21 protein-coding genes are annotated in these 19,947 nt (G+C 47.9%); 11 read left to right on the plus strand and 10 right to left on the minus strand.

Translation table 11 applies throughout. The features are described 5' to 3' along the window. The first annotated feature begins 67 nt into the window (after positions 1-67). Genes VNK96_09425 through coaBC form a run of 4 tightly spaced genes read left to right on the plus strand, consistent with a single transcriptional unit; the run spans position 68 to position 3,499 of the window. Positions 68-436, plus strand: coding sequence for a phage holin family protein (locus VNK96_09425; GenBank protein ID HWP31924.1), 369 nt, complete (start codon positions 68-70; stop codon positions 434-436). An 8-nt stretch (positions 437-444) separates the two neighbouring features. Further along, positions 445-1,749 carry a YvcK family protein gene (locus tag VNK96_09430; protein HWP31925.1) on the plus strand — a complete coding sequence of 435 codons (1,305 nt, stop codon included), beginning with the start codon at positions 445-447 and terminating at the stop codon, positions 1,747-1,749. Beyond that, positions 1,746-2,306 carry a guanylate kinase gene (gmk, locus tag VNK96_09435; protein HWP31926.1) on the plus strand — a complete coding sequence of 187 codons (561 nt, stop codon included), beginning with the start codon at positions 1,746-1,748 and terminating at the stop codon, positions 2,304-2,306. The genes VNK96_09430 and gmk overlap by 4 nt, the downstream gene beginning before the upstream one ends. Beyond that, a complete protein-coding gene (gene coaBC / locus VNK96_09440) occupies positions 2,303-3,499 on the plus strand; it encodes a bifunctional phosphopantothenoylcysteine decarboxylase/phosphopantothenate--cysteine ligase CoaBC (protein ID HWP31927.1) in 1,197 nt (398 codons plus the stop codon). Before gmk ends, coaBC begins: the two co-directional genes overlap by 4 nt. On the opposite strand, the gene VNK96_09445 is transcribed toward coaBC, so the two are convergent. The 8 genes from VNK96_09445 to VNK96_09480 form a co-directional block, all read right to left on the minus strand. Continuing rightward, positions 3,468-4,538, minus strand: a complete 1,071-nt coding sequence (locus tag VNK96_09445; GenBank protein ID HWP31928.1) for an endonuclease/exonuclease/phosphatase family protein — start codon at positions 4,536-4,538, stop codon at positions 3,468-3,470. The genes coaBC and VNK96_09445 overlap by 32 nt on opposite strands. A 151-nt stretch (positions 4,539-4,689) precedes the next feature. Then, entirely contained in the window at positions 4,690-5,535 is an 846-nt protein-coding gene (locus tag VNK96_09450) for a homocysteine S-methyltransferase family protein (GenBank protein HWP31929.1), read from the minus strand. A 36-nt stretch (positions 5,536-5,571) separates the two neighbouring features. Further along, positions 5,572-5,892 (minus strand): hypothetical protein, encoded by a 321-nt coding sequence (locus VNK96_09455; protein HWP31930.1) that lies wholly within the window; start codon positions 5,890-5,892, stop codon positions 5,572-5,574. Beyond that, positions 5,867-6,283, minus strand: a complete 417-nt coding sequence (fliS, locus tag VNK96_09460) for a flagellar export chaperone FliS (GenBank protein HWP31931.1) — start codon at positions 6,281-6,283, stop codon at positions 5,867-5,869. Before fliS ends, VNK96_09455 begins: the two co-directional genes overlap by 26 nt. 27 nt (positions 6,284-6,310) lie before the next feature. Further along, a complete protein-coding gene (locus VNK96_09465) occupies positions 6,311-7,069 on the minus strand; it encodes an ABC transporter ATP-binding protein (GenBank protein HWP31932.1) in 759 nt (252 codons plus the stop codon). Beyond that, on the minus strand, positions 7,070-8,278 hold the full coding sequence (locus VNK96_09470; GenBank protein HWP31933.1) for an ABC transporter permease: 1,209 nt from the start codon (positions 8,276-8,278) through the stop codon (positions 7,070-7,072). Beyond that, complete coding sequence (locus VNK96_09475; GenBank protein HWP31934.1) at positions 8,275-10,005, minus strand: efflux RND transporter periplasmic adaptor subunit; 1,731 nt, start codon at positions 10,003-10,005, stop codon at positions 8,275-8,277. The genes VNK96_09470 and VNK96_09475 overlap by 4 nt, the downstream gene beginning before the upstream one ends. Continuing rightward, positions 10,002-11,315, minus strand: a complete 1,314-nt coding sequence (locus VNK96_09480) for a TolC family protein (protein HWP31935.1) — start codon at positions 11,313-11,315, stop codon at positions 10,002-10,004. Before VNK96_09480 ends, VNK96_09475 begins: the two co-directional genes overlap by 4 nt. A gap of 168 nt (positions 11,316-11,483) precedes the next feature. Between VNK96_09480 and VNK96_09485 the strand changes: the two genes are divergently transcribed. Together VNK96_09485 and VNK96_09490 are read left to right on the plus strand one after the other, a co-directional pair. Further along, entirely contained in the window at positions 11,484-12,002 is a 519-nt protein-coding gene (locus VNK96_09485) for a TlpA disulfide reductase family protein (GenBank protein HWP31936.1), read from the plus strand. 67 nt (positions 12,003-12,069) lie between these two features. Next, positions 12,070-12,399, plus strand: a complete 330-nt coding sequence (locus VNK96_09490; protein ID HWP31937.1) for a hypothetical protein — start codon at positions 12,070-12,072, stop codon at positions 12,397-12,399. Positions 12,400-12,577: 178 nt separating this feature from the next. Here VNK96_09490 and lepA read toward each other — a convergent pair whose 3' ends face one another. Both lepA and VNK96_09500 read right to left on the minus strand, forming a co-directional pair. After that, complete coding sequence (gene lepA, locus VNK96_09495; GenBank protein HWP31938.1) at positions 12,578-14,422, minus strand: translation elongation factor 4; 1,845 nt, start codon at positions 14,420-14,422, stop codon at positions 12,578-12,580. Between the two features lie 155 nt (positions 14,423-14,577). Beyond that, positions 14,578-15,012 (minus strand): response regulator, encoded by a 435-nt coding sequence (locus tag VNK96_09500; protein ID HWP31939.1) that lies wholly within the window; start codon positions 15,010-15,012, stop codon positions 14,578-14,580. A gap of 286 nt (positions 15,013-15,298) precedes the next feature. On the opposite strand from VNK96_09500, the gene VNK96_09505 reads away from it, so the two are divergent. The 5 genes from VNK96_09505 (at position 15,299) to VNK96_09525 (ending at position 19,872) form a co-directional block, all read left to right on the plus strand. Then, positions 15,299-16,279: a prepilin-type N-terminal cleavage/methylation domain-containing protein gene (locus VNK96_09505; GenBank protein HWP31940.1), complete on the plus strand. Its 981-nt coding sequence runs from the start codon at positions 15,299-15,301 to the stop codon at positions 16,277-16,279. A gap of 141 nt (positions 16,280-16,420) precedes the next feature. Beyond that, entirely contained in the window at positions 16,421-17,383 is a 963-nt protein-coding gene (locus tag VNK96_09510) for a type II secretion system protein (protein HWP31941.1), read from the plus strand. Positions 17,384-17,488: 105 nt separating this feature from the next. Continuing rightward, entirely contained in the window at positions 17,489-18,463 is a 975-nt protein-coding gene (locus VNK96_09515) for a prepilin-type N-terminal cleavage/methylation domain-containing protein (protein HWP31942.1), read from the plus strand. A gap of 238 nt (positions 18,464-18,701) precedes the next feature. Next, positions 18,702-19,661 carry a prepilin-type N-terminal cleavage/methylation domain-containing protein gene (locus tag VNK96_09520; GenBank protein HWP31943.1) on the plus strand — a complete coding sequence of 320 codons (960 nt, stop codon included), beginning with the start codon at positions 18,702-18,704 and terminating at the stop codon, positions 19,659-19,661. Positions 19,662-19,674: 13 nt separating this feature from the next. Then, the gene (locus VNK96_09525; protein ID HWP31944.1) at positions 19,675-19,872 is read left to right on the plus strand and encodes a hypothetical protein; all 198 of its coding nucleotides are present in this window, start codon (positions 19,675-19,677) and stop codon (positions 19,870-19,872) included. Positions 19,873-19,947: the final 75 nt, after the last annotated feature.

The following is a 19,947-nucleotide window of genomic DNA, read 5'->3' on the forward strand; positions in this document are numbered from 1 at the left end:
GTATGCCTTCCTCATTGGGTGAAGTCAACCATCCTTTCGGGGAAAATTATGGGAATACAATAACGGAATGCGAATTTTAATCTATTGGATAATCAGCGTACTCAGTCTGATTGCATCCGTTGCGATTGCGAAAGGAATCGGGCTTCGTATCGAAGCGGATTTCGACCAGCCATTGCGATTGTTTTTGGCAACCGCCGTGTTGGGTTTAATAAACGCCACAATCGGTAACATTTTGAGGTTCGTTACACTCCCCCTGAATTGTTTGACTTTCGGGATTGCGTGGATAATTGTGAATGCGCTGATCTTTTGGTGGGTCGGAACGATGGATTTGGGTTATCGAGTCGATGATTTTCTTTCTGCGTTAGTAGGAAGCATTCTCATGAGCCTCATTCTCGGAATGATTGGACGTTATTTCGAACAACCTCAAGAAACGTAAAACAAAAAATGAAAAAGCCTCATAAAATTCGTCGCTGGTTAGGTAGCGGCGCGACGATTCGAAGAGCACTTTACTTTTTCGTGCCGGGTTTGGCTTTTATCATTTTAGGTCTCGCATTCAGTTTTCGCTTACTCATCTTGCCATCGCTCGAACAACTCGATGCATTCGGAACTCGCATCATTCGCTCTCTTGTCCCCCCCAATTACGTCCCCGACGTAAAGCACTATACGGCTGGTGCTCTCCTCATTTTAGGAGGATATCTTTGTTATCGCGCGGTTACCTATTTCGTCCGAGAAATCTTGCGATATATGAATCCGGGAAGCGACAGCAAGATTTTCGGAACGTATTTTCGCAAAAGGCTTTTAGCCTCCGGACCGAACTTGGTAGCACTCGGGGGGGGAACAGGGCTTTCCACCATTTTGCGAGGTATCAAAACCAGAACGAGCAATATCACCGCAATCGTAACCGTTACGGACGACGGCGGTTCGAGCGGAAGACTCATCACGGACAAAGGAATTCTCCCCCCCGGAGATATACGAAACTGCTTAGTGGCTTTAGCCGATGCAGAAAAAAGCATGACCGACATTTTTCAACACCGCTTCGAAGCAGGTTCGGGAACGCTCAGCGGCCACAGCCTCGGAAACTTGCTCATCGCAGCGATGGTGGACATCACAGGCGACTTCGAAAAAGCGGTGGGAGAAATCAGTAAAGTTTTGGCAATTCGAGGGCGAGTATTACCCGCAACGCGCGATAGGGTTCGCCTCCGCGCGCTTATGGAGAACGGAATGGAAATCTGCGGGGAAACGAAGATCGTCCATTCGGGCTTGAGAATTCGCCGTATTTTTTTAGACCCCGAAGACGTGCAGCCTCTCGAGGAAGCTCTCGATGCGATTACGGAAGCGGATATGATTGTCATCGGACCGGGTTCTATTTACACGAGCGTAATCCCCCCCCTCCTCGTTCCGGGAATCGCAGAAACCATCGCAGAATCCGATGCAATAAAAGTCTACATATGCAATGTCATGACCCAACCCGGCGAAAGCGACGGCTTCACCGCCAGCGACCACGTGCACGCAATCGAAGCGAACATCGGACGGCGCGTCTTCGATTATGTTCTCGTTAATAAAACTCCCCCCAGTTCGAACCTGCTCAGTCGCTATTCCGAAGCAGGGCAAGATTTCGTAGAACCCGATATAGATCGAATCCGCGCAATGGGATTGCGCGTGATTAAAGGGAATTACATTTCAGAAAGCGACGTCGTACGCCACGACCCTCTTCGAATCACGGATAGCCTGATGCGGTTGGTAGAATGAAAGGAAAATTAGTCATTCTTTCCGGACCGAGTGGCGTGGGGAAAGACACAGTTATTCAAGAATGGCAAAAACTATGTCCGAACGTTCATCGCGTTATCACCTACACCACTCGCCCGCCGAGAGAAATGGAAGCCGATGGAGTCAACTACCATTTCGTTACCGAGTCCGATTTCAAAAAACTCATCGAAGAAAACCTGCTCTTGGAATGGAAAAACGTTCATGGACATTGGTACGGAAGCCCAGTTCGTGAAGTGGATGCCGCTTTAGAGGCTGGAAAAATCGTCGTTTTAAAAATCGATGTGCAAGGTGCAGAAGAAGTGATGCGAAAAAGAAAAGACGCCATCACGATTTTCCTTATGCCCCCCTCTTTAGAAGAGCTCGAACGCAGATTAACAGATCGCAAGCAAGACAAACCAGAAGACATTGAACGACGAATTCGTGATGCAAAAGAGGAGATCGAAAAATCGAATCTCTATCAATATCGCGTGGTAAACGATTCCGTGCAGCGCGCGGTCGAAGAAATCCGACAAATCGTCCGGAGTGCGGATCCACAATGAAAAAACCCGTCGTGATATTGGGAGTTACGGGAAGCGTCGCCGCTTATCGCGCCGCAGACATCGCGCGAAGGTTGATGCAGGAGGGAATGGAAGTGCGAGTTTGCCTTTCGCGAGCAGCGCAGGAATTCGTAACACCAACCCTTTTCGAATCCTTGACGGGAATACCTGCTTTAACTCATGCCTTCGACGAACCCGTCCGAGGCAGGATGGCGCACATAGACTGGGCACGCGAAGCGAGAGTCGTCCTCCTTTGTCCTGCAACCGCGAATGCAATCGTCTCCGTCGCACAAGGAAAAGCAACGGATATGCTCACTTCTATTATTGCTGCTACGACAGCGGATATCGTGATCGCACCCGCTATGAATCCCCAAATGTACACGCAAGAACCCGTACAAATAGCGCTTTCGACTTTAGCGCAACGCGGTGCGACGATCATCCATCCCACCCATGGTGAGGTGGCATGCGGAGAAACGGGACAAGGAAAACTTGCACAAACCGAAACGATTGTCGAAGAAGTTAAAAAAGCGATATTCCGCTCCGAGGCCTATCAGGGAAAGAAGGTCGTAATTACTGCTGGCTCTACACGCGAACCCTTAGACAGCGTGCGTTTCATCGCCAATCGTTCGAGTGGAAAAATGGGATATGCGCTGGCTTTAGCGGCTCATAAAATGGGAGCGCGAGTCGTTTTGATTTCCGGTCCTACGAATTTACCCCCCCCTCCCTTCGCAGAGTTCCATTCGGTAGAAACTGCCGAAGAAATGCTTCAGACCCTATCGAAATGCGCGGAGGGATGCGATTTGATTTTAGGCGCTGCCGCCGTGGGAGACTTCCGAGCGGAAATCCCCCCCGTAGAAAAAATCCCTCGAGAAAAAAGTGTGCAAATTACTCTCGTACCGAACCCGGATATTTTAGAAAGCGTCACCCAAAAATATCCCGATTTGCCTATAGTGGGCTTTGCCGCGGAAATCGGTGAAAACATCGAGCGCGCGCAAGAGAAGCTTCGAAGAAAAAATCTTTTAGCCATCGCTTTGAACGACATCAGCAGAAAAGACATCGGTTTCGAATCCGACGAAAACGAACTCCTCGTTCTTTTTAGAGATGGCAAAAAAGAAAAAATCGAAAAAGACAGCAAGTTCAACGTAGCGAGAAAACTTCTCGAACTCATCCACCCTTATTTGCAGGGTGGGAAATAACGGGAATCCGGAAATCTGCAAATACTGGCAAGTGATCGGAGGGGAGCGTTCCAGTCGCTTCGTTTTTTCCCAAACTTCTTTCCGTAGAAATACTCCCTCGAAGAGCATCGGGTTTGTTGTAGATTTGCACCTCTCCGATCTGCAGTTTTTTCAATTTTGGAGAAACCAAAATTTGGTCGAAAAGAATTTCCCGCACCGCCAAATCATCAGGATATTTGTAATCCTTCCCCCTCCATCTTTCGTTTTCTTTTCTTGCACCCGGAACTCTCGGTGATAACGTAACACCTCGAAAACGACGATACAAACCATACGAAACCATATCCTTCGCAAAAAGAGGCTCCGTCAAATTACAAAAATAAATGTCATTTTCGTTTTCCGTTTTGCCTTTTGCGAAAAGATTTCCTGTCTCCAAAATATTCAATCCGGCGTCGTCCGGAGTGTCGTTGAAATCTCCGAGCACGATGGTCAAATACTCGCTGTCTTTTTTTAGATACGCCGCTAACAATGCACAAGCCCATTCACGCTGCCAGTCCGTTTGTTTACGCCCCCCACTTCGGCTTTTTAAATGCACGGAATATACGATGAAGGAAACTCCGTACCCGTTTGAAATCACCGCACGCATCACGTCACGCTTTCCAGGAAATGCGGAATCGAAAGTCGAACCTTCGAAAACCAAATCATAATGTTCGATTTTCAAAGGTTTTCGTACGGCAATCGCGAGTTCCTGCCGTTCCGATGGAGTGTCTTCTATCGCAATCTCCCAATCTTTTCCTAAAACGATTTCGAGCGCCCGCTTGTTTTCCACTTCTTGAAAAGCGACGACATCGGCATCGAGATTTTTAATCACCGAACGAAGATGCGCCGCTCTTTCGGGATGAATTTCATCGGAAAGCCATTGCACATTGTAAGTAGCGACTCTCAAGCCAGTCTTAGAAAGTTCTGCCCCCACAGGGGTGCATTGCCACCGAAGAAGCAAAAACGTAGACAACGCAAAAAGCAAAGGAATTACCACGAAAGTCCAATTAAATTCCCGTTTCACGCTTTCAAATTTACCATTCTATACGGGAAACAGCGTAGGAGTGCCGTAAGGCGCGATAAGCGTAGAGCGCCGTGAGGCGCGATAAACGTAGGAGCGCCGTGAGGCGCGATAAAAATATGCCATAAAGCGCGATAAAACATAGAAGCCCCCCCTAACCTTTAAGCAATTCCGCAGCCTTCGCAATATGCTCGGGAGACGTTCCGCAACATCCGCCGATTCGCGTCGCACCGAAATCTTTCAACCGTAACGCGTGTGCCGCAAATTCTTCAGGAGTAATCGAAAGATCGAACCTCCAGCCGAGTCTTTCATCCGGAGTCCCGTTATTGGCATAACCACCGAAAGGAATCGTCGCATTCTCCGACAGCATCTTCACAGCGTCTTCGATAACCCTCATAGCAGCGCAATTCACCAAAAACGCTTTCGCCCCTTCTCCTTCCGCAATCCTTTGCGCTTCTAAAACTTTTTCCCCACTCAATAAAACTCTAAAATCGTAATTCGAAGGATTGACGCTTACCCAAAAATCTTTTCGAGTCTTCTGACAACCGCGAATCGCAGAACGCAATTCCGTGAGATTGTTCATCGTCTCGATCAGTAAAAAATCCACACCTTCCTCAACTAAAATATCCGCAATCTCGTAAAACTCGTCGTCGCTTTCTCCCGGAGATAAATCGGGGCGATAACAATCCTCTAAAGGAGAAATCGAGCCGGCAATCAGAACTTTTCTCGAACTTTCTTCCACCGCTTCTTTCGCAAGACGCACGGCTAATCGAGTTGCGTCCTCTGCCTTATCTCCTATGCCCGCTTTTTCGAATGTTCGACGATGAGTTCGAAAAGTATTTGTCGTGATAACATCCGCGCCTGCGTTGATATAATCGAGATGAATTTTTCTCACCTCGTCTGGAGCATCCAAAAGCGCTTTAGCCGACCAAAGCGGCAAGGTCGTGGGAACCCCGCGTTTTTGGAGTTCCGTCCCCATTGCGCCATCGAGTAGAAGCACAAATAAATATTATATCGTGGATACAATCGATGCGATTTACAATCCTTGATACGCCTTGCGTGCTTTTTTATATTTCTGTGCTTGCAAAAGCGATTGAAAAGCGTCGCTCGTCGCCTTTTCCATATTTCGCAATAAATCTTTCTCCGCAGCGCGTACCTTTTCTAATACCGATGTCGCTCCATCTAAAGCCGTAAACCGTTCTAACTGGGTAAGTAATTGTTCCCTTCTCCTTAAAAGTTGCCCTGCTAATTCCCAATCGTCTAATTGAATGGCTTGCGTCGCATTTAAAGTCACCACTAACAAGGTCTCCGCTATGTTTTTTGCATTTCCATTAGGATTCCCGTTGGTGTTTATCATGCAACCTCTCCTGATAACGACGAACTTCCCTCCACGCTTCCTGCAATTCTTTCAACAAACCCACGCAATTCACCGCTTTTCGAGCATCGTCTTTTATATTCGCCTCACTCAACTCACGCATACAGAAAGCATAGATGTTAAATAGGTTTTTGGCTATTTCTCCGCCTTTCTGTAGTTCGAGGGAAGACATCAGTTCCGCAAGAATCTTCTGGGCTTTTGCGAAATGGCTATGCTGCCCCTCGAGGTTTTTTTCGCCCATGCACCTTATCGCACTCTCACAGTGGTGAATGAGTGCATCGTAAAGCATAGAGATGAGTTCTACTGGCTGTGCCGTTTGAATCGCTCGCCTGCGATACTCCTCGACCGCTTTTTTCGCCTCTCTCTCACCCATTAGTAAAAATTATCGGAATTTCCGCCTCTAAACCACCTCCTCTATGCTTTCTTCTGGCATCTCTCGAAGTATTTCACGCGCATCCAGCGGGGAATCCACCCGAGTATCCGATAGAATTCTCCCGTCCCGCAATCTGACGATACGTGAACAATGCTGGGCGACTTCCGCTTCGTGGGTAATCAATACGATCGTCCTACCTTCCCGATTCAATTCCTGAAACAAAGCCAGGATTTCCTCGCCCGTCCTCGTGTCCAAGTTTCCTGTCGGTTCGTCCGCCAAGATAAGCGGTGGATTGTTCACCAAAGCGCGAGCAATCGCTACACGTTGCTGCTGCCCCCCCGAAAGTTCGTTTGGCCTGTGATGCATACGCTCTTTAAGGCCCACCCGTATCAAAGCGTTTTCTGCGGCACGTGTTCTATCGCGGACACCAGCATAGATCAACGGGAGTTCTACGTTCTTCAAAGCAGTTGCGCGAGGCAGCAAATTAAACGTCTGAAAAACGAACCCGATTTGCCTATTCCGTATCGCTGCCAATTGATTGTCGTTGAGTTTTGCGACCGGTTCACCGTCTAAATAATATTCACCCGACGTTGGCCTATCCAAACAGCCGATGATGTTCATCAGCGTGGTCTTTCCAGAGCCGGAAGGACCCATCACAGCGACGAACTCTCCATGCATCACCTGCAAAGAGACTTCTCGCAAAGCGTGCACCACGATAGCACCTAAGCGATAATCCTTCGAGAGGTTTCTCAGTTCGATAAGAGGCTTTTTGTTCATTTCACTCATTTATTCGTGTCTCAAAGCGACGATAGGGTCTAATTTGCTCGCTTTATATGCAGGATAATATCCGAAAAACACCCCCACGAGCGCAGCGAATCCGAACGCCAAAATAATCCCCCCCGTCGAAACAATAGGAGGAACATCCATCAACCCCGCAATCACTCTTACACCGAATACCCCCAAAAACATCCCGATGACCCCCCCTGCCAAACAAAGCATTACGCTCTCCAAAAGAAATTGTGCTCGCACCGCTCCACTCGTCGCCCCGATGGCTTTTCGCAAACCGATCTCCCGAGTCCTTTCTGTAACACTAACGAGCATGATATTCATAATTCCTATGCCCCCCACAATCAGCGAGACGCTCGCGACTCCTGCAAGTAATAAGCTCAACACACGCGCCTGCTCTTCCGCGGTCTCGATTAACTCTCCCTGATTGAAGGCGCGAAACAATTCCTCTCCGCTTGCGCTTCTTCTCACCCTCGCCAAAGTTTGTTGAACTTGACTCAGCGTGAAAGGCATCACGGAACTATCCGCCACGCGCATGGAAATCGTGCTGAGCGTGTCTCTTCTTTCTATGCGAGAGATCGCTGTGTTCAACGGAATATAAATCGCATCGTCTGGACTCATAAAACCCGTCATTCCCTTGAATGCCGCAACACCGATTACCTCGAAATCCTGATTGTTGATTCTCACCGTCGCCCCGAGAGCAGCCCCCCCTTCGAAAAGCCTATCGTAAATGTCGTACCCCAGAATGCAAACCTTTTCTTTGTTTCTATCTTCCTCTTTCGTGAAAAATCTTCCTTCTTGCAACTTCAAATTGCGAATATGTTGAAGCTCCGGAGACCCCCCCACCAAAAACGTCCTCTCGTTTTTGTTCCCGAACTTCACGGTCACCCGAGTGCGAACCTCTCCTGTAATATGCGAGATTGTCGGAACGGAGCGACGAATGAGTTCCACATCCTCCATCTTGAGCGACTGCGCTTCGTCCATCGCTTGACGCTGTCCCCCGAAGGAGCGTTGCGGAAAGACCACGATCATGTTGCTCCCCAATAATTCCAACCTTTCGAGCGCTTGCCTTTTGCTTCCCTCAGCGATTCCGATCATCGTAATTACGGAAGCAACTCCTATCATCACGCCTAATGTCGTAAGAAAAGAGCGGAGTTTGTTCGAAACGAGCGCATTGAGTGCGCTTTGAAAACCATCGCTGAGGTTCATCGTATGCGCAAACCTCCCGATGGCGCGCCCGTGCCTCCGCCACCGCGCCCTCCGCTTCCGCCAGAGAAAGGACTGCGCTGTTGCTGCGCCTCTTCCATTCGCTTTTGCTGTTCCAATATCTGTTCCTTGCTTATTTTGCTCGTCACTACTTCCTCGCCCTCTTTCAATCCTTCTAATACTTCATAACCGGTGTTTCCTACAATTCCGAGTTTTACTTTCCGTCTTATAGGTTGATCTTTTTTGACCATAACTTCGACATAGGTCTCTTTTCCTTCGCGCCGCACTGCTTGAATCGGAACGATCAACACATCCTTTTTCTCGTTCAAAATGAATTCGCAACTCGCGTTCAAACCGGGCAAAAGTTTCACTTCGCTAGGCCGATGATTCGTGGGCAATTCCACACGAACTTTTATTTGAGTTACTCCATTCGTCGTCTCCGCACTCGGATTAATTCTGGATACCGTCCCCTGAATCGGAATGCTGGGATGAGACTCCAAACGCACGCGAACATTTTGCCCAACGCGCACTTTTCCGATATCTGCTTCGTCAACGAGAACCTCTACGTACATCCTCGAAACGTCGGCAATCTGTACGATGGAAGTTCCTTCGCTGAAAATGCTCGTTCCGGGGGGGATTATCGTTCCCTCTTCTACGTATTTGCGAACGACTACACCGTTTCGAGGCGCAACGACCGTCGTGCTGTCGAGTTGCACCTTCGCATTTTCACGCGCAACACGATTCCTCACAATCGCCGCCTCCGCCGCTTCCATTTCTGCTTTCCGAAGTGCAATGTTCTTGCGGTTCGCTTCCGCTTGCTTCAAAGCGAGTTCCGCTTGGCGCACTGCTTCTTTCGCTTCTTGATAATCCCGCTGAGCGAAATTTACTTGCGCTTCGTTCGCCTTCGCCTGTTTTAAAGCAGCACGAGCATCGTTCACTCGCGCTCGCGCTGTTTCGAGTTGAATTTTGAAATCGTCTTCCAATGTACGAAGTCTTTGTTCTGCGTTTCGATGCGCAGCGAGCGCAGCCTGATACGCAGCCTTCGCTTGGTCCACTTGCGCTTTGCTCACATATCCTTTTTGCAAAAGGGATTCCATACGCTCTAGGTTCGCCCTTGCAGAATCTAATTCCGCTTGCGTGCGATCGAATTCGCCTTTCGCCTCTGCACGCTGCTGGGGAATCGTAACTTTCTCTAAAAGATTCAAAGCCTGAACGGCAGAATCGTAATTCGCTTGCGCTTGCTCGATGCTCGCTTGAGATAAAGTCGGCTGTATTTTCGCTTGTTCTTCTAATCGTTTCAATCGCGCTCGTGCAGCAGCGAGTGCAGAGCGCGCATTTTCGACGGCTGCCTCGCTCTGAACGATTTGCATTTCATAGGTGAGTTTGTTTTGCGTTTTACGAGCGATCGAGGCTTGCAAATCTGCATTTGCCTGTTCGTAAAGCGCTTTCGTATCGCGGGGGTCTATCACTGCAATCAAATCCCCTTTCTTTACGACCGAGCCTTCCGTAACCGCCATCACGACGACTTCCCCCCCCGCTTTGCTTTTGACATCCACCAACGTAAGAGGTTGCAAAACTCCGGAAGAGGTTATGGAAAGCGTAAGCGTGCCTCGAGTCACTTTCTCTGTTCTGTAAATGAACTCTTCATCGTTCGCGGAATTTCCACGCAAAAAGAAAAACCACGATGCGAAGGCGACACCGATTACGATAACTCCGTAAATACGTTTCATGACGTTTCTCCAGGCATACTCTGCCCCGTAACCAACCGCAACTGCATTTCGCTGATAATAAAATCAAAATGAGCGTTTACGAAATTCGTTTCCGCGGTAACTAATGCGACTTGTGCGTTCGTAACGTCCAAAATACTGGAAACACCTTCTTTCTGGCTCTCCGAAGCAGCAGCGAAATTCAAACGAGCCGCTTCCAAAGCGACATTGCTCGCATCGAGTACTTCCCTATTCTGCAACCACGTAAAATAAGCACTTTCGATTTCGCTTCTAATTTCGCGAATCTGTTGCTCCAAAAGATATCTTTCCGCCTCATAAGAAAGTTCCCTTTCTTTCACCACTGCTCGTGACAACCCTCCATCGAATAAAGGGTAAGTCATCGTGAAAGTTAGGCTTCGATTTTCTGTTTCTTCCGGTTCGAAGTTTCTTGTGAAATTCACGGTTAGTTCCCAATCTAAACTCGCGTTTCGCCTTGCAGTCAAAACATCGAAACGAGTCGCTTCTAAGCGCTTCTTCGAATTCAATAAATCGGGGCGCTCTCGTTCACCTCTTTCGATGGCTTCCTGTAAAGAAAACGAAGGTTCTTGAGCGATAAGTTCCGGCGTCACCAACTCGGGAAGCGGTTTGTCCTTTTCCCATCCGATCGTCGCTTTCAAAGCCGCTTCGGCAGTCGTTACACGGTTTTTTGCGGTCATTTGCGCGACGATAGCATTCGCCAAATCTGCCTTCGCTTGCAAAATATCTTTTTGAGCCGCTGCCCCAATTTCCACTTGCGCTTGTGTCACTTCCAGTATCTGCTTCGCCCTCGCTGCCTGAGCATCCGCCGCTCTCAACAACTCTCTCGCTCGAAGCACTTCGTAATACTCTGTCGCTACTTCGAAGAACACTTGGCGCAGCGTCCAAAGTGCTGAATAACCAAGTGCTTCAGCAGATTTTCGACTTCGTGACAAAGCATAAAAGCGCTGTCCGCCATCCAAAACAAGCCACGAAACTCCCAACGAAAGTTGATGGAAGGACAAAACTCCCGTGCCCGTGAAACCCCCTGCAAAGGTCTGTTTTTGGTCCGAAAAACGATAAAGCGGCGTTACGACTGGGAAAAACGAAGCATTTGCCTGTGTTACCGCGGCGCGAGAAGCCTGATATTGCTTGTACGCCGACATGATCGTGCCGTTCGATTGCTTCGCTTTCTCGATAGCCTTCTCTAAAGTCAGCTTGTCGGAGCCTTCCTGCGTCATAGCAGAAAACGCAAAGCCAATCCAAAGCAACGAGATGAAAAACCGACTATTCAAAACGAACTGAGATCGTGTTGGCATAAAGAACATGGTCTTACAGAAACTTACCTTCGCCTCTCGGCACTAAGGGATATACCTTTTCTTGATGCTTTCAGGTTCCAAATAGGAACCTATACGGTTGAATTATTCGTTATTACTTTTACGCCAAAGGGTGTAAACTCGCTCAAACTAATCGAATAGGAGGCATCTATGACCGCAATCGTAGCTACAATCGCTGGCATTCTATTCCTCTCTCCCTCTCCTTCCACGACGTTCCAAAGGGATTACGAAACAAGACTCGTTCCTGTAGGTCAACCAGCCCCTGATTTCACTCTCAAAACAGCAGACGGGAAAACCGTAAAACTCTCGAGTGTCTGGAAAAAGAACAAAGCCACTATCATCAATTTCTGGTTTTATCACTGAGGGGCTTGCCGTGAGGAGTTGCCTCACATTCAAAAAATCTATAACGAAGGAAAAGCCTCTAAACTCGCTGTGATTGCTATCAATAACGGGGACGATAACGAAACGATTAGAAACTACTGGAAACAAAGTAAGTTCTCCTTCACCGCAGTGAAAGGAACCGAAAAACTTTTCGACTCCTATGGCGTTATGGCATACCCCACGAATTACATCGTAGATTCTAAAGGGAAAGTCGTCTGGCGTTCCGTCGGGTTCGACGAGCAAGGCATGCGCTCTGCGCTCAAAAAATTGGGAATTAAGATAAAATGAACTTATAACCTTCATCAGCTGGAGAACTTACTCGTCCGAATATCTTTCTTCGGCAAGGAGGGAAATAATGAAAATAAAAAAAGACATGAAACTCTTTTCGAGAAGAAATTGCTGGCGCTGTAAGTCCCCATGTTTGATTGTTCGCTCACGTCCTGGTGGCTTCATGACCAGAAATTGTGTATCATGCGGGCAACCTGATTATGTTCATGCAGAAGACTTTCCAGAGCTGGAATGTTCTTCCTGTGGGAATGCGATTGTAGTGGACAAGGATTATCTTGGAAATTATATCGGTGTTTGCAGGAAATGTCGTAAGGAATGGAAATTAGCGGATCTAGTTCCTTCATGGGAAGAAGTTGGTTTTCCTGAGCATCCAATAGCCGCCTGGCCCTTTTTTTGATTTATTAAGTGATGGGAATGTAACGACAAATTTCTGATAAAACCAAAGCGCACAAAATAGTTTTTCGCCGCGCCAATAAACTTTATAGGCAAATAGTTACTTTACCGATTAGCTAGTCCTGCGTATAGTGGGTTTAAGAACGATTCAAACAACACAAGTATTAGCGACTTAAACAAACTCACTCCGCCACCTTCAAAACGGAGAGAAATGCCTCTTGCGGAATCTCCACGCTCCCTATGTTTTTCATTCGCTTCTTCCCTAATTTCTGCTTCTCCAAAAGTTTTCTTTTTCGCGTGATATCCCCCCCGTAGCATTTCGCGGTTACGTCTTTGCGATACGGCTTTATCGTCTCGGACGCGATCACCTTCGCGCCGATCGCGGCTTGAATCCTTACTTCGAACTGTTGCCTCGGCACTACTTTGCGAAGTTGTTCGACCATCGCTCGCGCTCTCGTATAGGCAGCATCCCGATGCACGATGAAGGACAAAGCATCCACAGGCTCGCCGTTGATCAGTATATCTACCTTCACTAAATCCGCTCGCACATAATCCGAAAACTCGTAATCGAAACTCGCATAACCTCTCGTCAAAGATTTCAACTTATCATAAAAATCCAAAAGAATTTCGGATAAGGGAAGCGTATAATACAAAATCACACGAGCGGTCGAAGGATATTCCATTTTATGAAAAATTCCCCTACGCTCCTTGCACAACTTCATCACCACGCCGACGTATTCTTGAGGCACCGTGATGGTGGCTTTCACGGCGGGCTCTTCGATATGAGCAATCTGCTGGGGGGGCGGCATTTTGCTGGGATTCGAAACCTGCTCCACAGTTCCATCCGTTTTGAATACGGCATAGTTTACGCTCGGCGCAGAAAGAATCAGTTCGAGCCCGAATTCCCTCTCCAAACGCTCCCGGGTAATGTCCATATGCAAAAGCCCTAAAAAACCGCATCGAAATCCCATCCCCAAAGCATCGGAACTCTCCGGCTCGAAGGTCAAAGATGCATCGTTGAGTTGCAAACGCTCCAAAGCGTTGCGCAAATCCAAATATCTATCCCCGTTCACAGGATAAAGACCGCAAAAGACCATCGGTTTCGCTTTTCGATATCCTGGTAAGGGCTCTCGTGCTGGTTTATCAGCGCTGGTAACCGTATCTCCTACGGAGGCTTGACCGATGCTTTTAATCCCCGCAGTGAAATAACCCACTTCGCCCACAAACAATCCATCGCACGGCGTTTGTTGAGGAGCGAAAACGCCCGTCTCGTCTACTTCGAAAACAGAGCCCGTAGACATCATCATTATTTTCTGTTTCGGTACGATACAACCATCGAAAACGCGTATATAGGCAACGACACCTTTATAGGGGTCGAAATGGGAATCGAAAATCAGCGCGCGTAGAGGATTTTCATTCGAGACCTCGGTTTGTTCGCCCAATATTTCAGGGCGCACTTTCGTAGGGGGGGGAATTCGCTGAACGATTGCCTCTAACAATTCCGGAACACCTTGTCCTGTTTTTGCGCTCACCAATAACGCATCGGATGCATCGATGGCAATCGCATTTTCGATTTCTTCTTTCGTGCGCTCGGGGTCCGCATGGGGCAAATCTATTTTATTGATGACCGGAATGATTTCCAAACCCTGATGGATTGCCATGGAAGCGTTTGCAATCGTTTGCGCTTCCACGCCCTGCGTTGCATCCACGACGAGTAACGCTCCTTCGCAAGCGGCGAGCGAACGGGAAACTTCGTATGTGAAATCCACGTGCCCAGGGGTATCAATCAAATTGAACTGGTATTCCGAGCCGTCTTTCGATTTGTAGGAAAGACGAACTGCAGTCATTTTTATCGTAATTCCCCGCTCTCGCTCTAATTCCATGCTGTCTAACACCTGCTCTATACCGCCCCCCCCGCGAATCGCCCCTGTATACTCCAAAATCCTATCGGCAAGCGTCGATTTGCCGTGGTCTATGTGAGCGATGATGCAAAAGTTTCGAATCTTTTCCGGTGACATATTTCGCATTCGAGGTTTCTATTTGGCAGCGGTAGGCACCTTTCGAGCAGGGTTTTCTGTCCGTACGGCTTTATTTTTGCGCAAAGTTTCTATTCGAATCTCTCTGTCGTATAAAAAAATCGAGAAAGAAATTCTTACGAGAAATAATCTCGCCCATTCGATGATTACCGTCTTCTCGCAGGATGCTCCCAGCCTTTAATCGCCACCACACTTTGCCTGCGTCGTTCTAACGCATGCTCGATTTTTATCGTGAGTAATTCGTAAACATCTACCCCGGGAATATTTTTCTCGATGTAATCGAAAGCGCCACGCTTCATACATTCCACAGCGTTCTTCACATTCCCGTAGGCAGTCATGACGATGACCTCAGCGAAAATATCCCTCCCGAAAGCCGCTTGCAGCACATGAATCCCCGCTTCAGGGTCTTCCATGCTCATGTCGGTAACGATAACGTCGTACGGGTCGGGTGCAGACTGAATCTGCTCTATTCCTTCCGCAGCCGACAAAGCGGTGTCAACCGTGTACCCCTGGCGTTCGAGTCTTCTTTTTACGGCGCGGCAAACGTCTTCCTCGTCGTCTATTACTAAAATTTTATACATAAAACTATTTTCGATAACTTCTTAGGATTATAGCCCGGAACCCCCGATAGGGCGTCACCGTCAAATAAAAAGAGTGTGCTAAGATTGCTTTGGCGTATCCGGTTTAGGAAAAGAGTGTCCCTTCTTTGACAAAACTGCAGATTTTTACCCGTAAAATCTACCAAGATTTTGCTCTCGGAAGCGAACTCTTCCCGACACTTCGATACGTCTTGTGATATAGTAGTACTACGGCTCGCATTGTGCGAGTTCGTGTTTTGGCAATATATTCTCCAGTGGAGGAACTAATATGCATATGCAACTAAAACGCAAGGGCTTTACCCTAATAGAGCTCCTCGTCGTAATAGCGATCATCGCTATTTTGGCTGCCATCCTCTTCCCCGTCTTCCAAGAAGCCAAGGAGGCTGCAAAGCGCACTAAATGCCTTAGCAACTTCAACCAAACAAACAAAGCGCTTCAGGAATACGCGAGCGATTGGGACGAAAAATCGGTGCTCACCAACTGGATCCCTTGTACTGCCTCATGGTGCTGTTCAAATACACCCATAGGCCCGAATAGGAGTTGGCCACAACTCGCAATGTCTTACATTACGAACTGGGAAGTCATCCGTTGTCCTGCCGACCCCGACGCTACAGACCAAGGGCTTTCTATTTACCCAGGTTGCAATAACGCCGGCAAAACCACATACGGCAATAAAGAGGAAACTCAGTTCGCCTGGGCAACGCGCACTAACCATGGTCTCAACTCCCAATACTTCTGTCCTGAAGTTATCTGGGCTGACGGCAAGCAAGGCGCTGCACCTATATCCTTCTCCCAAGTCGAGGCTGCAGGAGACTGCATCATGACCCTCGACAGCATTTGGGATAGAACCTCGAAGGGATATCCAAGCGGTGGCGGAAACTGGGCTTTAGACCCGCCTTGTCGTTACTTCAAAGACCCAGCATCCGGAGCAACCAAAGACACTTTCCCGCTTCCTGGCGGCATCAGTGGCTTTTATTGGTTCGGCGGTTGGAATCCGACCGCAGACTGCGCTTGGAACATCTTCGGTGGTGTCTTCGTGTTCCATCAAGGGAAAATCATGTGGACGCCATGTAGCAACAGCACCGACCACACCTGGAGACATCGCAACTACGGCTCGGTCATCGTATCCTTTGCGGATAGCCACAACAAACTTCTCCGCATAGACCAAATCGCCCAAGGCTGCGATGTGAAAAACGCATGGGGTGGTTATGTCTGGGATAGAGACCTCTATCTCTGGGACTTGAAGTAATCGCTGTTATACTTATCTAAAGCCTCGGAACTTTTTCCGAGGCTTTTTTTTTTCGCTTTTGCTCTAATCCTGAAAAACCGCTATATAATCTTCGTATCCGTTAGAACGCCCAAAGGCAAATTTGTGGTGGAGGTATATACGATGTCAGTAAAGCATAGAGGTTTCACTCTCATAGAACTTCTCGTCGTCATCGCAATAATCGAAATTCTTGCAGCCACACTTTTCCCAGTCTTCCAAGAAGCCAAAGAGACTGCAAAACGAACCAAATGCCTCAACAATTTCAGTCAGACGAGCAAAGCAATCCAAGAGTATGCGCAAGACTGGGATGAGAAAACGGTGCTCACCAATTATCTTCCTTGTACCACTGCTTGGTGCAAACCGGATACAAATTTAGGCCCAAATAAAAGTTGGCCACAACTTACAATGCCTTATATTACAACTTGGGAAGTCCTTCGATGTCCTGCAGACCCCAATGCAACCAACGAGGGACTTTCTTTCATCCCTGCAAGTGGTGAGGTGGCAATCACGCAACAGGAAATTCAATTTTCATGGGCTACACGCACGAATCATGGTTACAACTCTCAATACTTCTGCCCAATGGTGTTTTGGAAACATGGCAAACCTGGTCCAGCACCAATTTCTTTATCTCAGATAAAAGTTCCCGGGGATTGCCTTCTTTTTCTCGAAAGTATTTGGGACAGAATTTCTAATGGGTATCCGAGCGGTGGCGGAAGATGGGCAGTAGATCCTCCCTGCCGTTATTTCAAAAACCCTTCCTCCGGACAAACCAAAGACACCTTCCCGATACCTCCGGGTGAAATTGATACACTCTTTCAGTGGGGATGTAAGCCAACCTCAGATTGCGCTTGGAATATATTTTGTGGCGTTTTCGTTTTTCACCAAGGAGAAATCATATGGAGCCCTTGTAGTGATAAAACGCAGCATACTTGGAAACATAGAAACTACGGTCTTGTTATCGTCTCTTTTGCAGATGGACATAACAGGTTACTTAGAATGGACCAAATTCTATATGGTTGTGACTTTAAACCCGGATGGACCGGATATATCTGGGATAGAGATTCGTATCTTTGGGACTTGCAATGACAAGGGTTTTCGAACATGCATGTCAAAAATTCCGTGTGTCTCGTTTTTTGATTGATGTAGATAAAAAACTGATGTAGATAAAAAACTCATGTTGAGGAGTAAAAGATGATAAAAAAACACGAGGGTTTCACCCTCATAGAACTTCTCGTCGTCATCGCGATCATCGCGATTCTTGCAGCCATTCTCTTTCCTGTCTTCCAAGAAGCCAAAGAAGCTGCAAAGCGAACTAAATGTCTCAGCAACTTCAACCAAACGAACAAAGCTATCCAAGAATATACAAGTGACTACGATGAAAAGCCGGTTCTGAAAAACTGGCTTCCGTGCACTTCCTCTTGGTGCTGCGCAAACACACCTATAGGACCGAATAGGAGTTGGCCTCAACTCGTGATGCCCTATGTTACGAATTGGGAAGTTATTCGCTGTCCTGCCGACCCCGATGCAACGGACCAAGGACTTTCCATCTATCCGGGTTGCGGTAACGCCGGCAAAACGACATACGGCAATAAAGAGGAAACTCAATTCGCCTGGGCAACGCGCACGAATCATGGATATAACTCACAGTACTTTTCACCGATGGTGATTTGGGCAGATGGCAAGCAAGGCTCTGCACCTATATCCTTCTCCCAAGTCGAGGCTGCAGGAGACTGCATCATGACCCTCGACAGCATTTGGGATAGAACCTCGAAGGGATATCCGAGCGGTGGCGGAAACTGGGCTTTAGACCCGCCTTGTCGTTACTTCAAAGACCCAGCATCCGGAGCAACCAAAGACACCTTCCCGCTTCCTGGCGGCATCAGTGGCTTTTATTGGTTCGGCGGTTGGAATCCGACCGCAGACTGCGCTTGGAACATCTTCGGTGGTGTTTTCGTGTTCCATCAAGGGAAAATCATGTGGACGCCATGTAGCAACAGCACCGACCACACCTGGAGACATCGCAACTACGGCTCGGTCATCGTATCCTTTGCGGATAGTCACAACAAACTTCTCCGCATAGACCAAATCGCCCAAGGCTGTGATGTGAAAAACGCATGGGGTGGTTTTATTTGGGATAGAGATCTCTATCTTTGGGACTTGAAGTAGCAGACATCCATTTCGCTAAATCCAAAGCCTGTGCTCATCGCACAGGCTTTTTTTCTGCCTGAAATGGTGAGACGCGAAAAACTGGCACGTTAAAAAACGTAAGAAAATACGAAAACGGACGATTTACAAAATTCTACAAAAACCAACGAACTTCTAAGAGCATATAGGCGGTCTCATGATAGTAACTTACGCAAGTCTTCCCCTTGTGAAAAATCCATCTAAAGGCAGGTTAAATCGAATGCAGAAAAAGAAACAGGGTTTCACCCTTATCGAACTCCTGGTAGTCATCGCAATCATTGCAATTTTGGCTGCCATCCTCTTTCCGGTCTTCCAAGAAGCAAAGGAAGCGGCAAGAAGGACCAAATGTCTAAGCAACTTCAACCAAACGAACAAAGCTATCCAGCAATATGTCAGCGACTGGGATGAAAAAGCCGTTTTAGCGAACTACATCCCTTGTGTAGGTGACAACTGTAAACCTAATACGAGTTTAGGTCCTAACCGCAGTTGGCCTCAACTCGTTATGCCCTACACGACCAACTGGGAAGTTTTCCGTTGCCCGTCAGACCCGGACGCTACGAATGAAGGTCTCTCCATTCTTCCGACTGGTACAAAGGCAGTTACCAAAGAAGAAATCCAGTTTTCATGGGCGACCCGAACGAACCACGGCTACAATTCCCAATACTTCTCACCAATGGTCTTTTGGTCCGATGGAACCCAAGGCGCAGCCCCGATTTCCATATCGCAAGTCGAAGCCGCCGGTGACTGCATCATAACACTAGACAGTGTTTGGAATCGCCTCAAGAATGGATATCCCACAGGTGGTGGCAGATGGACAGTCGACCCGCCATGCCGCTACTTCAAAGACCCTGCATCCGGAGCTACTAAAGATACTTTTCCGCTTCCAGGAGGGATTAGTTCCTTTTTCTCACAGGGAGGTTGGAATCCATCACAAGACTGTGCCGGCAACATTTTCGGCGGAGTCTTCTCCTTCCATCAAGGAAAAATCATGTGGACACCCTGCAGCAACTCGACCGACCACACGTGGCGAAACCGAAACAACGGCAGCGTCGTGCTGACATACGCGGATAGCCATACCCGGATTCTGCGTATTGACCAAATCGCTCAAGGTTGCGACGTAAAAGACGCATGGGCTGGTTTTGCATTCGATAGAGAACTTTATCAGTGGGACTTGAAGTAAGATAGAGAAACCTATGAAAGGCGATAGGACAAACCCGCTCATCATTGTTCTCATTGTCGTTCTTGTCGTTGCTGCTGCCGTTTTGATTTGGCGATACGTCGGAGGAGGCGGTGGAGGCGAAGTCACTGTCGAAACGCCGAAACCTCCTCCCGATTTGGGACAAGTAGATCCGAATACTGCGCCAGGTCCAAAACCAGTAGACCTAAGATAAGTTCACGCGAATTAAAAGGGGCACCTAATAAGTGCCCCACCTAAATTCGGATTTTTAGAGCTGTCGGACTTGTTG

This window comes from Fimbriimonadales bacterium (assembly GCA_035559795.1).
Classification (GTDB): Bacteria; Armatimonadota; Fimbriimonadia; order Fimbriimonadales; family ATM1; genus DATMAR01.